At 41.5% G+C, this 26073-nt stretch carries 21 protein-coding genes; 4 read left to right on the forward strand and 17 right to left on the reverse strand.

The annotated features are described in order from the left end of the window. Positions 1–64: 64 nt before the first annotated feature. The 15 genes from HCJ54_RS08550 to dnaA all read right to left on the reverse strand — a co-directional run bounded on the left by HCJ54_RS08550 (position 65) and on the right by dnaA (position 19282). The gene (locus HCJ54_RS08550; protein WP_187137341.1) at positions 65–1306 is read right to left on the reverse strand and encodes an MFS transporter; all 1242 of its coding nucleotides are present in this window, start codon (positions 1304–1306) and stop codon (positions 65–67) included. Positions 1307–1438: 132 nt separating this feature from the next. Then, positions 1439–1906, reverse strand: coding sequence for a MarR family winged helix-turn-helix transcriptional regulator (locus tag HCJ54_RS08555; protein WP_187137342.1), 468 nt, complete (start codon positions 1904–1906; stop codon positions 1439–1441). A gap of 119 nt (positions 1907–2025) precedes the next feature. Continuing rightward, on the reverse strand, positions 2026–2763 hold the full coding sequence (locus tag HCJ54_RS08560; protein WP_036066430.1) for a helix-turn-helix domain-containing protein: 738 nt from the start codon (positions 2761–2763) through the stop codon (positions 2026–2028). Between the two features lie 165 nt (positions 2764–2928). Next, on the reverse strand, positions 2929–3792 hold the full coding sequence (gene noc, locus HCJ54_RS08565; protein ID WP_187137423.1) for a nucleoid occlusion protein: 864 nt from the start codon (positions 3790–3792) through the stop codon (positions 2929–2931). Positions 3793–3885: 93 nt separating this feature from the next. Then, entirely contained in the window at positions 3886–4602 is a 717-nt protein-coding gene (rsmG, locus tag HCJ54_RS08570) for a 16S rRNA (guanine(527)-N(7))-methyltransferase RsmG (protein ID WP_187137343.1), read from the reverse strand. A 9-nt stretch (positions 4603–4611) separates the two neighbouring features. Then, on the reverse strand, positions 4612–6498 hold the full coding sequence (gene mnmG / locus HCJ54_RS08575; RefSeq protein ID WP_187137344.1) for a tRNA uridine-5-carboxymethylaminomethyl(34) synthesis enzyme MnmG: 1887 nt from the start codon (positions 6496–6498) through the stop codon (positions 4612–4614). Positions 6499–6509: 11 nt separating this feature from the next. Next, a complete protein-coding gene (gene mnmE, locus HCJ54_RS08580) occupies positions 6510–7889 on the reverse strand; it encodes a tRNA uridine-5-carboxymethylaminomethyl(34) synthesis GTPase MnmE (RefSeq protein ID WP_187137345.1) in 1380 nt (459 codons plus the stop codon). Between the two features lie 321 nt (positions 7890–8210). After that, positions 8211–10730 (reverse strand): DNA gyrase subunit A, encoded by a 2520-nt coding sequence (gene gyrA / locus HCJ54_RS08585; RefSeq protein ID WP_185410535.1) that lies wholly within the window; start codon positions 10728–10730, stop codon positions 8211–8213. A 259-nt stretch (positions 10731–10989) separates the two neighbouring features. After that, positions 10990–12930 carry a DNA topoisomerase (ATP-hydrolyzing) subunit B gene (gyrB, locus tag HCJ54_RS08590; RefSeq protein WP_185410533.1) on the reverse strand — a complete coding sequence of 647 codons (1941 nt, stop codon included), beginning with the start codon at positions 12928–12930 and terminating at the stop codon, positions 10990–10992. Between the two features lie 39 nt (positions 12931–12969). After that, on the reverse strand, positions 12970–14082 hold the full coding sequence (recF, locus tag HCJ54_RS08595) for a DNA replication/repair protein RecF (protein WP_185410531.1): 1113 nt from the start codon (positions 14080–14082) through the stop codon (positions 12970–12972). A gap of 22 nt (positions 14083–14104) precedes the next feature. Further along, positions 14105–14338, reverse strand: coding sequence for a S4 domain-containing protein YaaA (yaaA, locus tag HCJ54_RS08600; protein ID WP_277619714.1), 234 nt, complete (start codon positions 14336–14338; stop codon positions 14105–14107). A 108-nt stretch (positions 14339–14446) separates the two neighbouring features. Then, a complete protein-coding gene (locus HCJ54_RS08605; protein ID WP_187137346.1) occupies positions 14447–14941 on the reverse strand; it encodes a GNAT family N-acetyltransferase in 495 nt (164 codons plus the stop codon). A gap of 52 nt (positions 14942–14993) precedes the next feature. Continuing rightward, positions 14994–16340, reverse strand: coding sequence for an MATE family efflux transporter (locus HCJ54_RS08610; RefSeq protein WP_187137347.1), 1347 nt, complete (start codon positions 16338–16340; stop codon positions 14994–14996). Between the two features lie 77 nt (positions 16341–16417). After that, positions 16418–17563 (reverse strand): DNA polymerase III subunit beta, encoded by a 1146-nt coding sequence (gene dnaN, locus HCJ54_RS08615; protein WP_185410527.1) that lies wholly within the window; start codon positions 17561–17563, stop codon positions 16418–16420. A gap of 360 nt (positions 17564–17923) precedes the next feature. Beyond that, positions 17924–19282: a chromosomal replication initiator protein DnaA gene (gene dnaA, locus HCJ54_RS08620; RefSeq protein WP_036066414.1), complete on the reverse strand. Its 1359-nt coding sequence runs from the start codon at positions 19280–19282 to the stop codon at positions 17924–17926. A 630-nt stretch (positions 19283–19912) separates the two neighbouring features. Between dnaA and rpmH the strand changes: the two genes are divergently transcribed. From rpmH to jag, 4 genes are all read left to right on the forward strand, one after another. Beyond that, positions 19913–20047, forward strand: a complete 135-nt coding sequence (gene rpmH / locus HCJ54_RS08625) for a 50S ribosomal protein L34 (RefSeq protein WP_036084822.1) — start codon at positions 19913–19915, stop codon at positions 20045–20047. Between the two features lie 212 nt (positions 20048–20259). After that, the gene (gene rnpA / locus HCJ54_RS08630) at positions 20260–20613 is read left to right on the forward strand and encodes a ribonuclease P protein component (RefSeq protein ID WP_185526505.1); all 354 of its coding nucleotides are present in this window, start codon (positions 20260–20262) and stop codon (positions 20611–20613) included. Positions 20614–20655: 42 nt separating this feature from the next. Next, complete coding sequence (gene yidC / locus HCJ54_RS08635) at positions 20656–21519, forward strand: membrane protein insertase YidC (RefSeq protein WP_187137348.1); 864 nt, start codon at positions 20656–20658, stop codon at positions 21517–21519. Further along, the gene (jag, locus tag HCJ54_RS08640; protein ID WP_187137349.1) at positions 21516–22136 is read left to right on the forward strand and encodes an RNA-binding cell elongation regulator Jag/EloR; all 621 of its coding nucleotides are present in this window, start codon (positions 21516–21518) and stop codon (positions 22134–22136) included. The genes yidC and jag overlap by 4 nt, the downstream gene beginning before the upstream one ends. 69 nt (positions 22137–22205) lie before the next feature. On the opposite strand, the gene HCJ54_RS08645 is transcribed toward jag, so the two are convergent. Both HCJ54_RS08645 and HCJ54_RS08650 read right to left on the reverse strand, forming a co-directional pair. After that, positions 22206–24767, reverse strand: a complete 2562-nt coding sequence (locus tag HCJ54_RS08645; protein WP_187137350.1) for a metallophosphoesterase — start codon at positions 24765–24767, stop codon at positions 22206–22208. Between the two features lies 1 nt (position 24768). Beyond that, complete coding sequence (locus HCJ54_RS08650) at positions 24769–26028, reverse strand: class I SAM-dependent methyltransferase (RefSeq protein WP_187137351.1); 1260 nt, start codon at positions 26026–26028, stop codon at positions 24769–24771. Positions 26029–26073 lie beyond the last annotated feature (45 nt).

A 26073-nucleotide genomic window follows, 5' to 3' on the forward strand; every position in this document is an offset into this window, starting at 1 on the left:
ATGCGTGAAGGTTTAATTCTAAGGGTTTTCGCGAGTAAAGTCAAGCAAATGAGAACATACGTTTTCAATCGGTTGTAACTAGCTTGCTTCTATATAAAACAAGTACGGCAACTGCTATCAGAACAATTGCCATAACAGCTGGTGCAGCATGCCCAAGTCTTACATAAATAAAGCCGCCGATGATCGGTCCAATGATGCGGGCTAAAGCTTGGATAGACTGGCTTCCACCTTGAATCCGACCTTGTTCACTCGCATCTGCAGACTTCGAAAGCATACCATTGAACGAAGGCCCAAAGATCGAATCACCGAAACCGAAGATAAATATCCCGATGATAAACAAAGGAGCAGTCGAAAGCAAGGTCGATGCTGCAATAAAGACGTAGCCGGTAATTTCTGCGATCATACCAAGAATCGCTATCTGCTTATCACTCAATTTTTTCAACAGTTGTGGCATGATGAAAGCTTGTGAAATGATATCTTGAAAACCGATAATCGAGAATACAAGGCCAATAAGTGCCGGTTTCCAGCTAAACGTATCAATTGTAAACTGAGACAAAATAGCTTGCATCGAGCCATTAGGTATCCAAAGTAGGAACGCCGCAATCAGCAATCGATTCAAATTTTTAATAGAAAGGACTTCGAAAAGTTGGGTAAATGGATTCAGTCTTGTAAGCTTGATTTCTTGCAGTCTATTTTTCTTATCTAGGCTTTCAGGCATGAAGAAGAATCCGTAAACTACATTTAGCAAGGCGATAATGGCACCAAAGTAAAGTGGCGCGGCGTAACCGAAATGAGTAGCAAGCAATCCACCTATCGTTGGACCCATCACAGAACCAGCACCAGCCATTGCGCCCACCCAACCGAAGTATTTTGTCCGTTGCTCGTGGGGGGTAATATCCGCAAAATAGGCGAAAATCGTACTGATACTTCCACCGGTTATACCTTCTATAATGCGCCCAGCAAACAATACCCACAGCGCTCCTCCAATACCAAAAACGAAAAAGCCGATTGATGCACCGAGAAGACTCACTAGGAGTAATGGACGGCGACCGTATCTATCGCTCAAAGCCCCAAGTACAGGCGCTGCGAAAAACATACAGATAGCGTAAACAGACATTAGTAGCGTCACAACGATAGCTTGATTGGAAGGATCGTTTATGTAAGGCTGCACTAAGAATGGGATGACGGGCGTAATGATACTAAAACCTATTCCGATAAGAAATACCGAGATAAGACCAAATACTAGAGCGTGTTTATTGATAGCTTGTTCTGTGTTTTGTTCCTTTGGTGATTTAAGTTTAGACATGTAAATTCTCCTTTGAAATTCGCATTTTAGTTTCCTCGTCAACAATAATAACCCTTTTTAGTTTCCTTGTCAACAAAAAAGAGTCCCACCTTCCATAATAGAAAGTGGAACTGCCATGTCGCTTACGTTTCATTACTCTGGTTGCATATCTAATTTCTCTATTTCCGTGTCTAAATGCTTGCTATACCTGTCCACAAATCGAAGCATACTATCAAATTGCTCCTCTGTTACTTCCTCAAAAACAACTTTATCGCGTTCTTTAAACTCATTGTGCAGATCATCATGAATTTTATAGACTTTTTTACCTTGTGCAGTTAGGCGAAAATAAATTTCTTTCTTATTATCCGGCTTCTGATAGCTTTCAATTAAGCCTTTTTTTATGAGTTTCTTCGTCATTTTACTAATAGCTCCGCGTGTCATATAGCAGGAATCCGCAAGTATAGTCACGTTTGAATCGGCGTTTTCCTCCATGTATTCGATGCAATGTACCTCAGAAGGCGTGTATCCTTTAAGGCTCTCCTCCATCTTCAACTTGTTGAGCCAAGCCATCTTATTATACAATTCCCGAACTCGCGCCAACACTTCGTCTTCTTTATTCATGGCCTATCCTCCATTCCGTGCGTTACTAATAGTATAGTCAATTTTTGTTTCTATTTCAACAATATTAAAAAATGGTTCCCGATTAAAATCAGAAACCATTCCGTGATTATTATACAATTTTAGTGAATCGTCAAATGATCCTCTTTAAATTCTGTGGAGACATCGAGCACTTCACATGCTTTTTGATACATCCGCACACTCATATCTGGGTCCCCCGCTTCTAAACGCGAAACAACAAGCGGTGATAAATCAGATTTTAAACTTAAATCTAGTTGTGACCATTTCTTTTTCACACGTTTTGCGAAGATGAGCTGACCTAGACGCGCCGAAAAACTGTCTAAGTAGTGAACGATCGCTTCATTTTCCCATGCCAATGTTTTTAGCGTCTCAAACTCATAATCATCTTTTCCGATGCTAAGTTTCGCTTCAGCGCGGCGCAGGAAAATACGTTTCACTTCCTCACGATATGCGCTCATTTTGTCATTGAATGGGTTGCGATCTTTAAAATAGCCTTTTACGAAGCAATAATACGTTTCTGTCTCGGAAAAAGCCGTAAAGTAAAGCATCCGACAGTTTTTATCCTTGAAATGGACTTTCATTTCTTGAATTGGCTGATCCACTGACGTCTCGATTTTATTTGTTTGCAGTGAATACGACTGATTTTTGCCGATCGTTAAGTGAATTTCGGGTAAAACCTGATGTCCTGTTGTTAATTTTCTTGTTTCTGCTTTTTCTAGTTGCAGTAGGCCTTGTAATAAAAGGGTCGACATTAAAGGTTGTTCGCTTATTAAACTGTGTAGGAAATCATATGCTTGAAATTCATCTTGTTCATCTCTTACAAAAATTATTTTCGCCATATTATTCGCAGTAGCACACTTCCCGTGCCCCGCTTCCCTCCTTCATCTATCGTTCTATCTTTATTGTATAGGTTTTCATGAAAAATTGCACCTTACTTGCGCGAGGGAATCCCGATATCAATAAAAAAACAGAAATCCTGTATTTTGGAAATCTGTTTTGAAATCTTATTTAGCTTTATTCTTGGGGATTTGGATTGTGATTTGATAGTAATCATCCGACTCTTCTTCTTCCATCTTTAAATCCATTCCGTTATCCTGCACCATTGTGATGGACTGCTTAATCGTGTTTACTGCAATTCGAACGTCACGACTAATTGCTTGGCGCTTCGGCTTTACTTTTTTGGACTTTGGCTTGGTGATGAGAGTTTCAATGTGTTGCTCGGTTTCTTTCACATTCCACTTGTTCTCGATTATTTTCGCTAGCACGTCTTGCTGCTGCTCTTCCGTTTCTAAAACTAGCAATGATCGAGCATGACGCTCAGAAATTTGTTTATCTAAAACGGCTTGTTGAACGGTTTCTGGCAATCTCAACAAGCGTAATTTATTGGCAATTGCGGATTGGCTTTTTCCAACGCGTTGAGCCAGTGCTTCTTGGGTAACTTCTTGCATGTCTAGCAAACTCTGATACGCTTTGGCCTCTTCAATTGGCGTCAATTCTTCACGTTGCAAGTTTTCAATCAACGCAATAGATGCTACCTCATCGTCTGTGAGGTTTTGGAGGATAGCAGGGATACTGTCCCATTCCAAGGAAGAAACAGCGCGAAATCTGCGCTCGCCAGCAATAATCTCGTATTTCTCAGGCTCGTATTCACGTACAACAATTGGCTGAATGACACCGTGAATCCGGATTGTTCTGGCTAATTCTTCAATTTTGGATGCATCAAAGACAGTTCTAGGCTGATAACGATTCGGAATGATAGCTGTGATAGGAAGTTCCACGATTTGTTGCGCGAATTCCTCCACGATTTCTTCCGTTTCAATCTCAATATATTCCTTGTCTTTCTTTCCGAATAAACGCGAAAAAGGCATTATCATATCATCCCTTCTAAAGTTGAGCGTGCATACCGTCACGCTTTATCTACTGTCCATTCTAGCAGAAAATTGCTTATAAATACATGCTTTTCATTCAATTGGCTGTTTGTTTGGCGTCCCAGCTTTGCGCGGGTACTTATTTGGCGTCTCTTTTACTTTTTCAATCAAATATAAATGGCGCTCGCTTTCCTCGATTGGCAACGAAAACGCATAGTGATCTTTGACTTTCCCGCCAAGTGTTGCGATCGCTTTCGCTCCGATTTTCAGCTCTTGCTCCGCTTGCATCGCCTTCATCGCTAGGAAAAAACCGCCTTTTTTGACAAGCGGTAAACAAAGTTCCGTCAACACACTCATTCTGGCTACAGCACGAGCAGTAACTAAGTCAAAACTGCCGCGAAATGCTTTATTTTGGCCAAATTCTTCGGCTCTTGCGTGGTGGAAATGGATATTATCCAGCTTCAATTCCGTAGCAAGTGCATCTAAAAAGGTAATCCGTTTTTGTAAGGAATCCACGATGGTTACATCTAAATGTGGGAAACAAATCTTGATTGGAATACTTGGAAACCCAGCACCAGCACCAACATCACAAACCGTTCCTACCTTTTGAAAATCAACATAAAAAGTAGCCGAGATTGAGTCATAAAAATGCTTCAAATACACTTCATCGCGATCTGTAATTGCCGTCAAATTCATTTTTTCGTTCCATTCTACAAGCATCTTGAAGTACGTGTCGAATTGCACCATTTGCTCATCAGATAACTCGATACCTTTTTGCAATAACTGTTCTCTAAACTGTTCTGGATTCACGTTTTTCCCTCACTTTACTTTCGCGATTTTTCCTTGCTCAATATAAACTAACAAGATGGAAATATCTGCTGGATTAACACCTGAAATACGGCTAGCCTGCGCAATCGAGAGCGGTTGAATTTTCTTTAATTTCTCCAATGCTTCTGTTGCTAAACTACCAATCGCGTCATAATCAATGTTTTCAGGGATTTTTTTGCCTTCCATACGCTTCATTTTTTCCACTTGGTTCAATGATTTCTCGATATAACCTTCGTATTTAATCTGGATTTCGACTTGTTCTTCGATATCTGGAGTCAATGATGTTTCACGTGGAACAATTTCCATCAAAATATCATACGTAATCTCCGGGCGTCTTAAGAAATCCGCAGCTAAAACGCCATCCTTGAGCTCCGTGCTACCCATATCAACTAACATTTTTTGAACAGCGGCAGTCGGTTTGATACGCGTCGTTTTCAGTCGTTGTTTTTCAGCCTCAATAGCTTCACGTTTCGCTACAAAACGAGCATAACGTTCATCGCTGATTAGACCAATTTCATGACCAATCTCTGTTAAGCGCAAATCGGCATTGTCGTGGCGTAACAACAAGCGATACTCCGCACGAGACGTCAACAAGCGATATGGCTCATCCGTTCCCTTCGTTACAAGATCGTCAATGAGAACACCTATATAGCCTTGATCGCGCCCAAGCACAACAGGCTCTTTCCCAAATGCACGGCGCGCTGCGTTGATTCCAGCCATTAAGCCTTGCCCTGCAGCCTCCTCATAGCCACTTGTCCCATTCAACTGACCTGCCGTATATAAATTCTCGATTCGCTTCGTTTCAAGCGACGGCCACAATTGCTCTGGCATCACCGCGTCATATTCAATGGCATAACCAACACGCATCATCTCGACATTTTCCAGTCCAGGAATCGTTGACAACATTTCACGCTGCACATCCTCTGGCAAACTCGTTGACAAACCTTGCACGTAAACCTCTTCCGTATTACGACCCTCAGGCTCTAAGAAAATTTGATGGCGCGGCTTATCGCTAAAACGCACAATCTTGTCTTCAATCGACGGGCAATAACGCGCACCCGTTCCCTTTTTAGTCGCAGTAAACATCGGCGAACGATGCAAATTCTTCTCGATGATTTGATGTGTCGCCTCATTTGTATACGTCAACCAACATGGCAACTGATCCATAATGAAGTCCACCGTTTCATAACTAAAAGCACGCGGAACATCGTCGCCAGGCTGTTCTTCCGTCTGCGAATAATCGATTGAACTCGACTTCACGCGCGGCGGTGTACCTGTTTTAAAACGACGCAACTCAAAACCAAGCTCTTCCAAGTGCTCAGAAAGCTTGATAGACGGCTGCTGATTGTTCGGACCACTCGAATAACGCAGTTCCCCGACAATAATCTCACCACGTGAAAATGTCCCCGTTGTCAACACGACCGTTTTCGCGTAATAAATCGCGCCGCTGTTCGTGATAACGCCTTTACAAACACCATCTTCCACAACAAGGCGATCTACCAAGCCTTGACGCAACGTAATATTTTCCTCTTTTTCAATCGTATGCTTCATTTCGTGTTGATAATCCCATTTATCCGATTGCGCACGCAACGCACGAACCGCTGGACCTTTTCCGGTGTTTAGCATCCGCATTTGAATGTGCGTTTTATCCGTATTTCGTCCCATTTCACCGCCGAGCGCATCGATTTCGCGCACAACGACGCCTTTTGCCGGGCCTCCAACAGAAGGATTACACGGCATGAACGCCACCATATCTAAATTAATTGTGAGCATCAATGTTTTCGCACCGATTCGACCACTAGCTAAGCCCGCTTCCACGCCCGCATGTCCCGCACCAACAACAATCACATCATAATATCCCGCATCATAAGTTTGCATATTTTAACACATCACTTTCCTAAACAAAATTGATTAAATAACTGGTCAAGCAACTCATCTTGCACCGATTCACCGATAATTTCTCCAAGTAAATCCCAAGCCCGCGTCATGTCGATTTGAACGATATCCACTGGCATCCCAGCTTCCACGCCATCAATAACTGCCTCAATCGCACCAATCGCCTCGTGTAAAAGCGCAATATGGCGCGCATTCGAAACATAGGTCGCGTCACCCGCATCAATTTCCCCTGCGAAAAACAAATCCTTAATCGCGATCTCAAGCTGCGCAAGTCCCGCATCATTCACAAGCGACGTCTCGACCACCGAATGTTCCCCAGCAAGCTCCCGAACCCGCGCCACATCAATATGTCTCGCCAAATCCGTCTTATTCAAAACGACCACAAAATTCTGACCCGCGACCGCCTCAAATAATGCCTCATCCTCCACACTCAGCGACTCATTTTGATTCAACACCAACAAAATAAAATCCGCTTCCTGCAAAGCTTTGCGCGAACGTTCCACACCAATTTTTTCAACGATATCTTCCGTCTCGCGAATCCCCGCCGTATCAATGAGGCGTAGCGGAACACCGCGAACATTCACATACTCCTCAATAATATCCCGCGTCGTACCCGCAATATCCGTCACGATCGCCTTTTCCTCCTGAATTAACTGGTTCAAAAGCGATGATTTCCCAACGTTCGGCCGACCAATAATCGCCGTTGCCAGTCCCTCACGCAAAATCTTGCCCTGTTGCGCCGTCAATAGCAACTGCTCCACCGACGCCCGCACCAATTGCGCCTTCTCCACCAACATCCGCTGCGTCATCTCTTCCACGTCGTCATATTCCGGATAATCTATGTTCACTTCGACCTGCGCCAAAGCATCTAAAATTTCCTGTCTTAAATTGCGAATCAGCCGCGACAAACTCCCGTCCATCTGTTGCAAAGCGACACCCATCGCGCGATCCGTCTTCGCACGAATCAAATCCATCACCGCTTCTGCTTGCGACAAATCAATCCGTCCATTCAAAAAAGCCCGTTTCGTAAATTCGCCAGGCTCCGCCAATTTCGCCCCATTTCGAAGCAATAATTGCAACACCCGATTCACCGAAACAATCCCACCATGCGCATTAATTTCGACCACATCTTCCCGAGTAAACGTCCGCGGGGCACGCATTACCGTCGCCATGACCTCCTCGATCGTCTCCTTCGTACTAGGATCGACGACATGTCCATAATGTATCGTATGACTCTCTACCTCGCCAAGCGGTTTTTGCGCACAAAAAATGCGATCCGCTATCTGAATCGCCTCATCACCACTCAAACGAATAATAGCAATGGCTCCCTCGCCCGGCGGTGTTGAGATCGCAGCAATTGTATCAAATTCCATTCTTTACCCTCACCTTCCTAGAAAAAATGCTCACAAAGAAGCCTGATTTCCTAATCGAATAAATTTTGGCACATGACCTGTGCATATCATCAACATTTGCTCCGCTTTCACCAAAGCTAATAATGATTGGTTTTATATAATTATCCGAAAATAGTTATCCACATCTCCAGATTTTCAATGATTTTAAAAATATCCTACCCTTTATTTTAACTTATCCACATGTGAATAACAATAGTTTCGGGTTAATTAATTTAGTTATCCCCATAAAATAACATACAAAAAAAAGCAATAAGCTTAGAATCAAACTTATTGCTCTGATTATTATTCCTCTGTTGTTTCATTTTCTGCAGATGTTTCTTCTATGCCAGGCACTTCACCATCAGAAGCTTCCTCATCCACAAACTCGTCCTCTTCTTCTTTCGGCACTTTTGCAACTGTCGCTACAAATTCGTCACCGTCCAGACGAATCAGTTTCACACCCATCGCGCTACGGCCAGTTTGAGAAATGTCACCAACCGAGAACCTGATCAAAACGCCACCGATAGTCATCAGCATCAAGTCTTCCTCACCAGTTACAGTTTTCAGAGCGACAAGATTTCCGTTCTTCTCCGTGATGTTGATGGTTTTAACACCCATACCACCACGATTACGAAGTGGGTACTGGCTCGCCAATGTTTGCTTACCATAGCCATTCTCCGTCACGACAAGCACTTTCTCGTCATCTTCCAAGATTTCCATCCCGACAACCTCATCATCTTCACGAAGACGAATACCGCGCACACCAGCCGCTGTACGACCCATAACGCGAATGTCAGTCTCCTCAAAGTAGATCGATTGACCAAATTTCGTTCCAATGATGATCTTCTTGCTACCGTCTGTCATTTGAACCGAAATCAATTCATCATTTTCACGAAGTTCCACAGCACGTAAACCACTTTGACGAATCTTCGCGAATTGCGTCAACGTACTACGTTTCACGACGCCGAGTTTCGTTGTAAAGAACAAATATTGATCATCCGTGAAGTCGCGCAGATTAATCACGGCATTCACTTTCTCCTGGCTCTCGATGCCAAGCAAGTTGATAATCGGAATTCCTTTTGCAGTACGGCTGTATTCCGGAATTTCATACCCTTTTGCACGATAAACTTTCCCCGTATTCGTAAAGAATAGCAACGTATCATGCGTACTCGTAGCTACAAGGTGCTCCACAAAATCATCTTCATGCGTGCCCATTCCTTGCACACCACGACCACCACGGCGCTGACTACGATAAGTCGAAAGCGGCAGACGCTTAATATAGCCCTTATTCGTAAGCGTAATCGCGACTTCCTCTTCAGGAATTAAATCCTCATCCTCCAAACTGACCAAATCACCCGCCAAAATTTCCGTACGACGTTTGTCCGCATACTTCTCTTTGATCTCCGTCAATTCCTCACGAATAATCTCCAAAATACGCTCATCGTCACCTAAAATGGCTTTTAGATCTGTAATAAGAGCCATCAAACTATTAAACTCATCCTCGATTTTATCGCGTTCCAAACCAGTTAAACGTTGCAAACGCATATCCAGAATCGCTTGCGCTTGTTTATCAGAAAGGCTAAATTGCGTCATCAAACCTTCTTTGGCAATATCTGCCGTTTTCGAAGCCCGAATTAATTTTATAACCGCATCGATATTATCAAGCGCGATCCGCAAACCTTCTAGAATATGCGCACGAGCCTCGGCTTTACGCAGTTCAAACTCCGTACGGCGACGGATAACGATTTTTTGATGCTCTAAGTAATGATATAAAATCTCTTTTAAATTCAACACTTTTGGATGGTTCGCAACAAGTGCCAACATATTAATACCAAAAGTTGTTTGGAGAGCTGTCATTTTATACAAATTATTAATAATAACGCTGGCACTGACATCACGACGAACCTCAATAACCATACGCATACCTGTACGGTCAGACTCATCATTAGCAGATGTAATACCATCAATTTTCTTCTCACGCGCAAGTTCTGCAATACGCTCTAGCAAACGCGCTTTATTCACTTGATATGGCAACTCCGTAATCACGATAGTCTCTTTACCATTACTCTTCGTTTCAATCTCCACACGAGCCCGAAGCGTGATCGAACCACGACCAGTTTCATAAGCACGGCGAATCCCAGAACGTCCCATAATCATCCCAGCAGTAGGGAAATCAGGACCAGGAATGTGCTCCATCAGCTCACGGATCTCGATATCAGGATTATTACTTAACGCAAGCACACCATCGATAACCTCACCAAGATGATGCGTTGGAATATTTGTCGCCATCCCAACCGCAATCCCTGACGAACCATTGACAAGCAAGTTAGGAAAACGAGCTGGCAAAATATTAGGTTCACGTTCCGAACCATCATAGTTATCAACATAATCGATGGTATCTTTATTAATATCACGCAAAAGCTCCATCGAAATTTTGGACATTCTAGCTTCCGTATAACGCATCGCAGCTGCCATATCTCCATCGACAGACCCGAAGTTCCCGTGCCCATCAACAAGCATATTACGATAACTAAAATCTTGCGCCATCCGAACCATCGTGAAATAAACCGCCGTATCACCATGCGGATGATACTTACCGATAACTTCACCGACAATACGCGCTGATTTCTTATAAGCCTTATCAGACGTCATACCAAGATCATTCATCGCATACAAAATCCGACGATGCACAGGTTTCAAGCCATCTCTAACATCTGGAAGAGCACGAGCCACAATAACACTCATTGCATAATCTAGAAAAGAAGTACGCATCTCTTTATTTAAATTGATTTCCGTCACTCTTGACTCTGGTGTTTCTGACATTTTTCAAGAAACCTCCTTCAAATTACAACCCATATAATATGTATTTCCCACAGTATTTCCCGGGAAATATTAATATTCTTTTATCTCTAAGCTCTTGCCTTGTTCTTGTCCCCCGACTTGAAACGGGAAACCTCAGCGCGTCAGCAAATGCTTAGCTGCTAGGCAAAGGCGAGTACCGGAGCGGAATGTACGACTTGTACATGAGCACTGGAACGGAGCCTTTAACGACGCGAGCGTTTGCTGGTGCGCTGAAAGACAGTTAGACGTCGAGGTTTTTAACGTACTGCGCATTCTCTTCAATAAATTTACGGCGCGGTTCCACATTATCACCCATAAGCGTTTCAAACGTTTCATCAGCCGCAATAGCATCATCAATATTCACTTGAAGTAATGTACGATGTTCAGGGTTCATTGTCGTGTCCCACAATTGTTCAGGATTCATCTCACCCAAACCTTTGTAGCGCTGAATACCATATTTCGTATCCGCGTCCAATGTCGCCAAATAGTCTTCCAACTGACCATCACTGTAAACATACTCCTGCGTTTTACCATGCTTGATTTGATAAAGTGGCGGTTGCGCGATATAAATATACCCAGCATCTACCAATGGACGCATATAACGATAGAAAAGCGTCAACAATAATGTCCGAATATGCGCACCATCAACATCCGCATCGGTCATAATAATTAATTTATGATAACGTGATTTCGCAACATCAAAATCACCGCCAAAACCAGTTCCCATTGCTGTAAAAATCGTCCGAATCTCTTCATTCGCTAAAATTTTATCCAAACGCGCTTTTTCTACGTTCAAAATTTTACCACGAATTGGAAGTATCGCTTGGAATAAACGATCACGTCCTTGCTTAGCCGAACCACCGGCAGAGTCACCCTCTACGATGTAAAGTTCGCTGATCGCAGGGTTCCTAGAAGAACAATCGGCAAGTTTACCAGGAAGACTCGAAATTTCTAAACCACTTGATTTACGCGCTACTTCACGCGCCCGTTTAGCTGCCAGACGCGCCCGGCTCGCCACAACGCCCTTATCAACGATTTTTCTAGCCACGGTAGGGTTTTCCATCAAGAACTTGTCTAAAGCTGCAGAGAATAGCTTATCCGTGATTGTACGCGCTTCGGAATTTCCTAACTTCGTTTTCGTTTGTCCTTCAAATTGTGGATCAGGATGTTTAATCGAAATGATCGCTGTCAAGCCTTCCCGCACATCTTCACCAGACAAGTTATCATCACTCTCTTTAAACAGCTTATTACGCCGCGCATAATCATTAATAACACGCGTCAGAGCCGTCTTAAAACCTGATTCATGTGTCCCACCTTCATACGTATGAATATTGTTCGCGAATGAAATCAAATTGCTCGAAAAGCCCGTATTGTATTGCATCGAAACTTCCACCATGATGCCATCACGTTCACCTTCAATGTAAATAGGATCTTCATGAATAACCTCTTTCGAACGGTTTAAATGCTCTACATAAGACTTAATTCCGCCTTCATAATGATAATCTTGGCGCTGCTCTTGACCCTCACGCTTATCCTCAATCGAAATTTGCAAACCACGGTTTAAGAAAGCAAGCTCTCTCGTACGCGTTCTAAGCGTATCATACTCAAAATCCGTCGTTTCTTTAAAAATTTCTGGATCCGGAGTAAAATGAACAATCGTTCCGCGATAATCAGAATCACCGCGTTCCTCCAAGTCCATTACAACATCCCCACGCTCAAAACGTTGGTAATACTGAGTGCCATCACGATGAACCTGTACCTCTAGATTCGTCGACAAAGCGTTCACGACAGAAGCACCAACACCGTGCAAACCACCAGAAACTTTGTAACCGCCACCGCCAAATTTACCGCCGGCATGTAGCACTGTGAAAATAACTTCTACCGTAGGACGTCCTACTTTTTCGTTAATCCCCGTTGGAATTCCACGACCATTATCTCGTACAGTGATGCTGTTATCTTTCTCAATTGTAATTTCAATTTCCGTACAAAATCCAGCGAGAGCCTCATCAATACTATTATCGACAATCTCCCAGACCAAATGATGTAGACCACGTTGACTAGTAGAACCAATATACATACCCGGTCTTTTACGAACAGCTTCCAGACCTTCTAAAACTTGAATCTGATCATCACTATATTCATTCGCATTCCCTTGCACATTCGTCATATTTTCCTCAGTCATCTAACATTCCACCGCACTTTCTTTATCCGTTTACAAAAATTATTTCCTAGTTACCGTACCTTTTTCCACCCAAAATGTTGTTGCATCGTTTAGCGTCGCATGGTCAATACCATCAATGCTTGTCGTTGTCACAAATGTCTGCACCTTGCCTTGAATCGCCGCTAACAAATGAGATTGCCTGAAATCATCGAGCTCACTAAGCACATCATCCAGCAACAAAACCGGGTATTCGCCAGTCTCCTCAAAAATCAAATCGATTTCTGCCAGTTTCACAGAAAGAGCCGTCGTGCGCTGCTGCCCTTGGGAGCCGAACACCTGCACGTTTTGATCATTGACATAAAAGAAGAGATCATCTCGGTGTGGTCCGATTAGCGTGACACCCCGATCGATTTCTCTTTGAGCGATAGATTCCATTTTCTTATATAAATTCGCTTGCCATTCCTCCGTATTCGAACCTTCCAGTTCCACCGATGGCTTGTATTCTAATTTCAAGTTCTCGAGTTCACGCGAGATTTCAAAATGGATCGGAACCGCGAATTGTTCCAACCTTTCGATAAAATCCGCTCGGCGCTTCGTTAATTTCACTGCAACTTCAATGAATTGCTCCGTCAAAATTTGCCACATTGTCGGATCTGATTTGCGCTTTATTTGTGCTTGCTTTAAAAAATGATTGCGTTGCTGCAAAATGCGTTGATATTGACTCAAATCATGCAGGTAAACCGGTTGCATTTGACCGATTTCCATATTGATAAAACGTCTTCTCACGCCCGGCGCGCCTTTTACGAGTGATAAGTCCTCAGGAGCGAACATAACCACGTTCAAATTACCGACATATTGGCTTAGCTTCTTCTGTTCTAAATGGTTTACTTTAGCCTTCTTGCCTTTTTGTGTCAGCGTAAGTTCTAGTGGCACAGAATGTCCATGTTTCTCGACTCGGCCTTCAATCTTGGCCGATTCAGCATCCCAACTAATGAAATCCTTATCATTCGTCGTCCGGTGCGATTTCGCAACTGCGAGCATTAAAATAGCTTCCAAAAGATTAGTCTTACCCTGCGCATTCTCGCCTAGAAAAAGATTGACCTTATTATCAAATGTCAATTCTTGCTCTTTGTAGTTACGAAATTGTCGCAATACTAAATTCTCTAAATGCATATAATCCCTTATCCTTCTTTGATCAGCCTTGTTGGATCTGGATTTTACCCTCACCAGGAACTAAGACTACATCGCCATTTCGTAACTTACGACCGCGACGATTATCTTCTTCTCCGTTTATATACACCATGTTCTCACTCAAAAATGCTTTCGCCATGCCGCCCGATGAAATGACATCCATCATTTGAAGCAGTTGCCCAAGTGTAATATATTCGGTATTGATTTTAATACTATCCGCCAATTTTTTCACGTCCAATCTTAATAAGCCCTATTCCTCTATTTTACTAGAAAATCCGACAGAATACAACGAAATTATTTATATATGCGTTTTTTAGCCAATTTTAGCAAAACTAATAGGGGGATATTATTTTGGCTTATAAATAAATATGGGGCTTCTCAGTGGATTTTTGTTCTTAAAGCACAAAACTTCTTTATTTTCCTTTTTCCATCCAGCATCTTTAAAACCGACCGACAAAAAGAGTTTCTTCGCGACCAGATTTTCTGGAGATACAGCAAGCTTCACTTCGATGCTCTCCGGATTTTTCACAAAAACAAAGTCCACCAGTTGCTCCAAAGCTCTGCGACCGATACCTTGATGTTGGTAATCTTTGTCGATCAAAAAACCAGAAATCCAATGATTATCTTTTGACTCATCTTCAAACGTATACAAAATAAAGCCAACCAGCTCATTTTCTGCGTAAATGCCATATGGATTGTAGACCAACTTGGAGTCATCTGGCTCGTCATCGATTCGAATTAATGAATCCGCAACAGAATCAACAAACACTTTTTGTTCCCGAAAAACGCTAATCTCTGAGGCTTTTTCCCACTTATCTAAAGGCAATTTTCTAATAATCATCTATTTTCTACTCCTTTATCTTCACTTTCTTACTTCCGCATCTCTTATTCTACTATAGTTCTTTCTTGATAACAGCTTTTCGCATCCAACGCCCTGATTTATAGCGCCATAAACCAAGCATCGTCGCACTTACCCAAGCCACTGGAGTTGCCCACCACAAGCCCATATATCCTAAAAATTGGGACAAAATAAAACCGATAGCAAGTCGCGATACCAATTCAAAAATTCCCATCCAAAGAGGCACAATCGCATCTCCAGTTCCACGCAACGTTTCCCGAACGACAAACAAAATCCCAACGACAACATAGAAAAGCGACACGATTTTCAAATAACCGGTACCAATCGATAAAGCTTCCGTCGCTGAACTATCGAGAAACAGTGTCAAAAACTGATGCGCAAAAATCTGTACTAATACAGTGATCGCCAAACTGACGATGGTTACGACTTTTATCCCGGACCAAAAGCCTTGTTTGACACGATCTATTTTTCCGGCACCCATATTTTGGCCAGCGAACATGGAGGAAGCTGCGCCGAACGCGATACCAGGTTGATACGTTAGCGAATCAATCCGACTCGCCGCCGTGTATGCTGCGACAACTGTTGCCCCGAAACTGTTAATCAAGCCTTGAATCGCCATATTTCCGATAGAAATAAACGACCCTTGCAGCGCAGAAGGAAACGCAATTCGGAAAATTTCTTTAAAAATAGCGCGATCAAAATGCATATCTTTCCTTTTCAGACGCATGTATGGAATTTTGCGATAGGCGTAAAAAATACAAAGGATTGCCGAAACGAGCTGACTAATAACGGTCGCCCAAGCAGCGCCAGCAACACCCATACCAAATCCAACGACGAAAAGAAAACTCAGCGCAATATTGAGTAACGACGAAATAATAAGAAAATAAAGTGGCGTAATTGAGTTTCCAAGTGCCCTTAAAATCGCCGAAACACCGTTATAAAGCCCCATTGGCAATATTCCAATAAACAATGTCGTCAGAAAAAGTACCGAGTCGCTCAATATTTCTGTAGGCGTTCCCATCAGTAGTAGCAATGGTTTGGCCAATAAAATACCGATGATGGTCAGAACAACAGACACCGAAATGATCATAATACTCGCCGTTGCAATCACTTGCTTTAATTTATGAAAATCCTGAAAACCGAAATATTGCGCAACAACAACCGAAACCCCGCTCATCAATCCAATAACTAGCGATAAAAAGAAAAAATTGAGCGCATTTGTCGCGCCCACAGCAGCCAGCGCGTTCACACCAACAAATTTTCCAACAATCATCGCATCGACCATCGTATAAAACTGCTGAAATAAATTTCCTAATAACATCGGCATCGCAAAGTAAAAAATCGTTCTCGTCGGATTTCCAGCGGTCATATCTTTAATCATATCCCCAAGGCCCCCTGCGTATTTTTGGCACAACAACAAAACCCGCCCAATTTTCACTGAGCAGGTAAAATAATATTTTAGTACGTACGAACTGGTGTGATCAGCTGTAAAATTTCGTTTGGATTTTCTGCATCTTTTGGTCGCAATACGAACGGACGCATAGTTCCAGAGAAAGAAATTTGAATATCAGCACCGTCAAAAGCCCGCAATGCATCCATCATGTACTTCCCGTTAAACGAAATTTTGATTTCCTCACCAGTGAAGCTTTGACTGAAAACTTTTTCCGAAACATTCCCGACTTCCGGAGAATTCGAGGAAACTTCGACTTGTCCATTTTCTAAAGTCATTAATTTAATCACATTGTTACGATTTTCACGCGCAAGTAGCGAGGCACGATCAATCGCTTGTAAAAATGATTTAGCATTAATTACTAAGTCTGATTTTGTTTCCGTTGGGATAAGTCGAGATGTATCAGGATAACTTCCTTCCAAAAGACGTGAGTAAAATAACAAATCTTTTAGTTTAAATAAAATCTGATTATTCGCGAGTACCATTTCGATAGAGTCCGTACCTTCATCCAGAATCTTATTTAACTCAGACAAACTTTTCCCTGGAATAACGATATTATATTCCTCGTCGATCTCGGTTGTGAGTGGAATTTCGCGTAATGCCAAACGATGACTATCCGTTGCAACTGCAGTAAGGACATTATTTTTGATCATCCAGTTAACACCCGTTAAAACAGGACGAACTTCAATCGCAGACACGGCAAAAACAGTTTGTCTAATAATATTTTTAAGCACAGAAATCGGAATTTGAATACTTTTACCCGCCGTAACCTCAGGCAATTTGGGATATTCCGCTGGATCAAGTCCAATCAAGTTAAACGATGCTTGTCCAGAGCGAATATTCGTTTGATAGTTAGTTGTTACTTCAAGCTCAACATTCTCATCAGGCAAACGACGAACAATATCACCAAAATAGCGAGCTTGTAGAACAATACTACCGAAATTCTCGACTTCCACTAGAATTTCATCATTTTCAATTAAAGGTATAAAAGCTTCGATCGAGATATCAGAATCACTACCAGTTAGTGTGACACCCTCATCATTTACAGTGATTTTAATCCCCGTCAAAATTGGAATAGTAGTCCTTGAAGAAATAGCACGCGTTACTTCGTTTACCGCTTGAACAAGACGATCGCGCTGAATGACAAATTTCATGAGAATTCCCCCATTTTTTAGTTTCTTTTTCTAAGTATAGCATTATATCAAAATATGTTTAATTAATTAATAAAAAATCGTAGTAATAGTAATAGGGCCTGTGGATTTGTGGATAAGTATATCTGAGCCTAGGTCGTATAAAGTTTTCCACATGTTGATAACTTGTTAGTAAGTATGTTCTAGTTATCCACATTATACACAGGTGTGGTGGATATTGTGGAGGCTCTTTTAAGTAGCATTTAGCTGATTTGAGGTGTGGATTGGATTTGTTCTATCCATGCTCTGCGCCTTTGGATCCCACTTCACGGGCTAGCTCCTCGAAATTTCCGGAGCTGAACGAGCCCATTCAGCTTTTCGTTCTTAAAATAGATTCTGTGGTTTATTCAAGTTTTTTTCAATCTCTGCTAAATCATTTTTCAGGTTTTGATCGATTTTCAGTAGCTGTGAGATTTTTTCGTGGGCGTGAATAACGGTTGTGTGGTCGCGACCACCGAATTCTTCGCCAATTTTAGGTAGGGAAGCGTCTGTTAACTCACGGGAAAGATACATCGCGATTTGTCTAGGATAGGCAATGCTTTTCGTCCGTTTTTTCGCTTTAAAATCTTCTAGGCGAACGTGGTAATAGGCGCCGACAGCTTCTTGGATATCCGGAATTCGGATCACGTGGGATTTCGAATTTGGAATGATATCTTTGAGGGCTTCGGCTGCAAGATTGGCGTTGATATCTTTATTAACAAGCGATGAATAGGCAACAACGCGTATAAGTGCGCCTTCTAGCTCTCGAATATTGGAGTCAATTTGATTCGCAATGTAGAGCATCACTTCATTTGGAATATCTAGTCCGTCAGCTTTGGCTTTTTTGCGTAAAATGGCGATCCGAGTTTCCAAATCAGGCGGTGTAATATCCGTAATCAGACCCCATTCAAAGCGCGAGCGTAAGCGATCTTCAAGTGTTGGAATTTCTTTTGGTGGGCGATCACTGGAAATAATAATCTGCTTTTGCTCATCATAAAGCGTGTTGAATGTGTGGAAAAATTCTTCCTGCGTTCCTTCTTTCCCAGCTAAAAATTGAATGTCATCGATTAGAAGAACGTCAACATTACGGTATTTATTGCGAAATTCTTCGGCTTTATTTTCTCGAATAGAGTTAATGAATTCATTTGTAAATTTTTCACTCGAAAGGTACATTACTTTGGCATTGGTTTTATGTTCTAAAACATAGTGACCAATCGCGTGCATTAAATGTGTTTTTCCGAGTCCAACGCCACCATAAATGAAGAGTGGATTATAGGCTTTTGCTGGTGCTTCGGCCACTGCCAGTGAGGCTGCGTGGGCAAAACGATTCCCTGAACCAATAACAAATGTATCAAATACATAACGTGGATTTAGCATATGTTTAGAGTTCTCTTCGTCCATTTCGTCCTCTAAATTACGCGGTTTTGGTGGAATATAATTATCAAATACTTCATCTTGCTCGCCATCGATAAATCGAACTTCGAAATTTTCCCCTGTGATTTCTTGTAGGATATTAGCGATAAATTGTGAATAACTTTTTTCAAGCCAGTCACGAACAAAATTATTAGGTGCCGTTACGATAAACGTGCTTCCTTCAAGAGAATGTGCGGTTGTTGATTTCATCCACGTATCGTAGCTAGGCTTACTCATATTTTGTTTGACGATTCGCAAGGTTTCATTCCATATGTCCTCCATTGTTTGCACAGTATTCCCCCCTTTTTATTAGACGTAAAAGTTATCCACAGTGATATAAAGCCGTGGATAAAGTTATACAGGGGTTGTTTAGAAGTTATCCACAAAGCAAAAGTTAACTGTGGATAAATAATGTTATCCCCAAATAATTTTCTATTCGACAATTGATATATTATCAGAAAAACAACACAATCGCAAGGGATTTCAAATTCTATCCACAAAATTATACAGTTGTTGAAAAAAGATGTCCACAGGATATGAGCTTGTGCATAACTTGTGAACTAGGACTGGATAAAAAAATACGAGCAAAATAGTTATCCACAAGCACCTGTGGTTAACTACCCCTAAATTGTGCATAACTTTTCAGGGAAAGCAGAAGTTATCCACAAAAAAGGAGCATTAAGCAGTTGAATCTGCGCTTACTGTGCTTATCCACAAAAATAAAGAAGTGGAGGTTTTTAGATAAAAAATTTTTAAATATAGGTATATATCGCTTTCGAAATATGGTATTATGGAAGATAGAGTTTTTATATTCTACTTTGTTATGAGGTATTATTGACAAATTCGATATATTTCTGTACAATGTCTAAGACTGTCTATACGAATGAATTTGTAATAGACCCTTTTTAGGAGGTGTAATTAATGAAAAGAACATACCAACCAAGCAAGCGTAAAAGAAAAAAAGTACATGGTTTCCGTCAACGTATGAGTTCTAAAAACGGACGTAGAGTTTTAGCTAGTCGTCGTCGTAAAGGAAGAAAAGTTTTATCTGCGTAGACCACTGAAAAAGACTCAGTGGTTTTTTTTACGTCAGAGTGAACCGTTAAGAGGTTGGGACAGGCCTAAATAAGTCTGAAGCATGGAGTAAGACGTATATTTGGCTTTACACAAATCGAACGCTTGCCGCCGATTTGTTAAGATGATGTCCTAACTTCTTAACAGGGGTGCATTTTGCGGACAAGATAATCTGATTAGAAGATGGAGATTTTATGAAAAAAGCATATCGTATCAAGAAAGATGATGAGTTTCAACGCGTATTTAAGAAAGGGAAGTCGTTTGCGAATCGTCAATTTGTCGTTTACATATTTAAAAGGGAAGATTTGACGCATTTTCGAATTGGGCTTTCTGTGAGTAAGAAAATTGGAAACGCTGTCGTGCGAAATCGTATTAAACGTTGCATCAGGCAAACCTTTCATGAGCTGAATGAGCAAGTTGCTCCAGGTTATGACTATATTATCATCGCCAGAAAACCGGCGGCCAATATGGATTTTCATGAGATTAAAAAAAGTTTGATGCATGTTTTGAAATTATCTAGAGTTTTGAAGCAGGGTCAGAAAAAGTAATTTTATGAGAAGAATACAGGCGGAGAGTGGAGGTAGCACTATTTGAAGAAGAAAATGCAATTGAAAAAGAAGTTACTCTTAGTAGGGTTGATGACGGGGCTGTTAGCAGTTTTAGCTGGGTGTGGTATTTCAACTGATCCAATCACATCGGAGTCATCAGGATTTTGGAGTCATTACATTGTCTATCCATTATCACAAGTAATCATCTGGTTCGCGGAGCTATTTGGTGGCAACTATGCAATGGGGATCATCATGACGACCGTTGTCATCAGACTTTTGATCATGCCTTTAATGATTAAACAACTGAAAAGCCAAAAAGCAATGACAGCAATGCAACCGCAAATTAAAGAACTACAAGAAAAATACAAATCAAAAGATAACGAAACGAAACAAAAATTACAGCAAGAAACTATGCGTTTATATCAAGAAAACAATGCAAATCCAATGATGGGTTGTTTGCCGTTATTGATCCAAATGCCGATCTTGCTTGGTTTCTATCAAGCGATTAGCCGGACAGCAGAGATCAAAACACAAGATTTCCTATGGATGACACTTGGCGATAAAGATCCGTATTTCGTTTTGCCGATTTTAGCCGCGTTGACGACGTTTGTATCTTCTAAATTGTCGATGATGGGCCAAACGCAGCAAAATAAATCAATGAACATGATTATCTATCTCATGCCGTTGATGATTCTTTTTGCAGGTATCAGTTTACCGTCAGCACTAGCGCTTTACTGGGTTGTCGGAAATATATTTACGATTTTCCAAACGATGTTAATTAATAATCCATTCAAGGCAAAACGCGAAGCTGCGGCTTTGGAAGAAGCTAAGAAGGAAGAAGAAAGACTTAAAAAGAAAGCAGCGACAATGCCTGCATCGAAAAAGGGAGGTAAGAAGAGAAAGTGAGAGATATAACTGCGCAAGGCCAAACCGTTGAAGAAGCAATTCAAAACGCGTTGAAGGACTTAGGCACAACGCGGGAAAAAGTAGACGTGGAAATCATGGATCCGGGTAAAAAAGGTATTTTCGGGATTGGTTCAAGGCTTGCGATGGTCAAGGTCATCGAAAAACATAACCAAATCGAGACTGCTGTCCAATACGTGACTGACGTGGCTACGAAAATGGGTGCGGAAGTATCCGTTGATGTCTCTGAACAAGGTAAAGAAGTCAGCATCCAAGTGTCAGGAAATAATCTAGGATTGTTGATTGGAAAACATGGTCAAACGTTAAATGCACTACAATATTTGACGCAACTGATCGCCAATAAGGATACAGACCAATATAAAAATGTGGTCGTAAATGTTGGGGATTACCGGGAACGTCGTTATGAAACATTGACCTTATTAGGTAAGAAAATGGCCGATAAGACAGTGAAGACGCGCCGAGTTGTTCATTTAGAGCCGATGCCTTCGTTTGAACGAAAAACAATTCATGCGATTTTGAGCGAAGATAAGCGTGTGGAAACACATTCAGAAGGTCGCGAACCATATCGTTATATTGTAATTAAACCTGTAAAAGGGTAAACAAAAAGAAGCTACTGCCGCATAGATTTGGCGAGGGTAGCTTCTTTTTGATATGTTTCACGTGAAACTTTATAATCTAGGATCGATATCGCGTTCTTGTTCTACTTCAAATAGTAGGTTTGCTGCAGTTTCATTGAATTTCTGATTGTTCGGTGTGATTTCTGACCAATTTATTTCTAATAATTTGGAAGCAAGTTGGGATTCTTTGATAGAGGTTCGAAGTTTTTTGTTGATGCTTTTTTGTTTTATTAGTTTGTCCAATTTATGTGGGAACTGGAAGTCATAACCGTATACGATGGACAAGTAGTCCATGTTGCGCACTTTCATGTATGGCGCGATGTGTGGTGTTACTTTTTCTGGTTTGATGACGACGCCTTCCATCTTATTAATTGTGGTGAGGTTGGCGAAATAGGCTTCGGCGATCGACAAGTAGTCGGGTTGCGTGAGATCTAGTTGCACAAATGTGTCATCGTTAAGGAATCTATACATCTCAGAAGTTGACCAAGCAGGGATTTGTTCAGTGCCGTCGTTGTAAATGATTTTGAGTAGGGCAAAGGCTTTGTAATCTAGTTCGGCGTCTGTCGCGTGAATTTCTAGTTGTTGTTTGTATGTCTGCAAAGCTTCTTGGTGTTGTGCCAATACCACACGGGTTTGTTTGATTTGGTTTAGTGGTTTGTAGTTTTGGTAGAGCCGCGAGCTGTATTTGTCGTTGAGTTCTTTTTTTGTTAGTTTGGTTTGATCGACCGCGAAATCAGTGGCATCATATTCGCTGATTAGCTGCGACAGAGCCTCATCAAAACCGTGTGCTTGCAAAAAGGAGAGCTCGGTGTGCAACGCGGTTTCCATCGGTTGGAATTGTTTTTCGATGAGTTCTTTGCCGAGCGCCTGCCAAGGAAGTAGTTCGCCGTCTAAGATGAGCATTTGGATATGATTTTGCTCCATGTATTCGCCAAATCGTGTGTGCAGTGATGCGTAAATCGGCGTTAAGTCAATATGAGTTATTTTGAAGCCATTTCGACTGACCGCAAAACTAGATTTTGTATTTTTATGCAGGTAGACGTTGCAGCGGGAGCCCATGTATTTTGGTTGTAGGACAACTTCGGATATGCCTTTTTCGGCGAAATAATGTAGTCCTTTTTCTAGCGATTCTAACGAGTTGGTTTCTAGGTCTTTAGGTGCAGGAGACATCGTTCCTGAGATAAAATTGATTTTGTTTTCGCCGATGAAATGAAGCCGACGCAATGATTCTGTGTCTAGATCGCGGATGGAAACATGCCGCTCGCGTTTGAAAAGCGTCGGTAATTCGCCAGCGAGTTGCTGATTTTCGGAGCGAACGGATTTGAAAAGGGGTTTGCGATAGTTTAGTGTGACCGCAGTTAATTCATTCCCATGCGCACAACCAGTGTCCAGATGAAGCTTATTCTTGATGCGGAATGCTTGTTTTGCAGCAACATGTCCGAAAATGTGGTATGGATAATTATTCACAGCATCGTTTTCCAAGAATGTCAGCTGCTCCTGCACAGGTCTTGTCCGATCAAGGTGGAAATTGCGCTGATGACGCATGGAGTTCCCGTCGAGTTTGCCAATATACTTATTCTGACACGGCGAGTGGGTGACATAAAAGGATGCTGTCTCATCACCAATATAATGATAGAAGGGCTGTGCTAATCGGAAAAGGTGTTCAAATTTCGCAAAAAGTTCAGGATCAGCGACTAAATCAGGAATGGAGTCGAAGTAATTATCGACAATTTCTTGATTTGCCCCTTTAATCTCGCCCAAAATGTATTTATGAACAAAGTTTTCATGATTTCCAAGTACGAATAGAAAGAATTGTTGATTTTCGTATAGAAATTCGGTAATTTCGCGAGTGTTTTTCCCTTTATCGATCCAGTCACCAACGAGAACCATTTTATGAGGGCTCTGTATGATTTTGCCGTTTTCGATTTGGCATCCTAATTTTTGCAAGAGTGTTTGTAGTTCGTTCGTGCATTCATGAACGTCGCCAATCATTGTGTAGGTCTCATTTGTTGGTAGAAGCGTATTTAAAAACGAGGCTTGGTTTGTGATCAGAATTTGATAGTCCGCCGTTTGTGTCGTAAAATTCTTTGCGCGAATACGATGGATGTGTTTGTAGTTTTCACGCGCGATATTCGGTAAAATTTCCTTTTTCAGACGTGTGACATGGTTACTGATAAGCTTTTTCGAACGCTCGCTTGTGTAGTAGTCATCACGATTTCGGTAGTCAAAAAGGATAATCTCGACATTGTAATTATTATTTTTCGCCGTTTCGCGGACTTTTTCACGAAAATCAGCGGTTAGTCCAGTTGTATCTAAAACAACAAATTCGGCGTTGATTGGGAATTTTGTGACCAAATCTAGTTTTTTGAACAGCATTTCGAACGTTTGATCACTTGCTTCGAGCATGATTTGAGCATATTTATCGTAGTCTTTACCTAGCATCTCTTGGCGAATTGCATCAGAAGATAGATATTGGACGTTCGCATGAAAATTTTTGTCGGGTTCAGAAAATTGGAGTTGTGGTATCAGAATTTCATTTGCAAAAGTGGTTTTTCCGCATTCTGTTGGGCCGACGAGCATGAAAATTGTGTGGAGTTGTGTTTTTAGTTCCATATTAATCCTCCTTTTTCCTTAAAAGCGCGCTTTGCGTAGTATGAATACCGTTCACTGCATCACCAATTGCTTGAAATTCCACTGTGACTTTACTATTATCGATCGTTTCGGTAAGCCATTCTTGGAATTCCTCGGTACTCATTTCCCAATCGTGGTCATCGTGACGGAAGCCCTCCAAACCATAAAAGGAATTAAACTCACTGTTTGGCGTCGTGATAATACACGTATCAAAATCGATATTTTCGATGATTTTACGGATCATTTTTTTTGCCATTTTGGTAGGCATGTGTTCAATGACTTCCGTCAAAATAACATCGACCTTTTCAGTTGGGGCATTTTCCAAGAATGCTTCTAAGGAGGAGTAGGTGATAATGTTATCAAGCTCTTTTTTCGCCGCTTTTTTATTGGTCAAAAGGAGCATTTCGGGATCAATATCGATTGCGTAATAATCAAGTTTTGTTTTTTCAGCAAATGGAATGGCATAAAAGCCTTCGCCGCAACCAATATCGACAATAATTTTATTAAAATTCAGCTGACTCGCGATGAAATTCCGTCTTTGAACCGCCGTACCACCAAAATCGAACTGAATATCGTAACGGTCGGTAGCTTCCAGTTCTGATTTGAATTGACTGAACAGTTTGCGAGTCGTTAAGAAATGATGCGCAAAAAGGTTACGAATATAGAACGGTGGATCTGTGATTTGTACACTTTTGATGTATTTCTTCAGTAAATCGTCCGTAATATCCAAATATTCGCGACTGAAACCAGCGAAAAATAGGCAAAATAGATTGGAAATATGAATCAAATCGTAGAGACTAGATTTTGTGGAGATCGTCACCGCCCAGTTAGAATCGGAAAGGTGCGTTACTTCGAATGTGTAGTCTGGCATATATTTTTGGAAAAACTCGATATAGTGGACACGGCGAATGTAGAGCATATTAATATGAAACTCGTGTGTGAAACCTGCTTGATCGCGCGGATCTCTTTCTTTTAAAGAGAAAAACTCACTCAGAGCATTTAATGGGAAAATATTCGAATTATAGCGAGATAGATTGAGATATTCAAAATTTTCATCACGGTACTTCTTATAGGAAATATCATTATCAGCGTCTTTGAAATAAACGTTGTAGGTATCTTGTGGGGAATACCAGCCGTGTGCGACGCCTTTACGCATTTGTCTTAAGATCATGCCTGAGTCGGGATTCTTCTTTATTAGAAAGGAGAAATCAGGATTTGTCGATTTTACTTGGATAATTGCCATTTTTAAATCTCCTTTTCGCAAGGTATTGACGTTTCACGTGGAACA

The organism is Listeria grandensis (assembly GCF_014322885.1).
Taxonomy (GTDB): Bacteria; Bacillota; Bacilli; order Lactobacillales; family Listeriaceae; genus Listeria_A; species Listeria_A grandensis.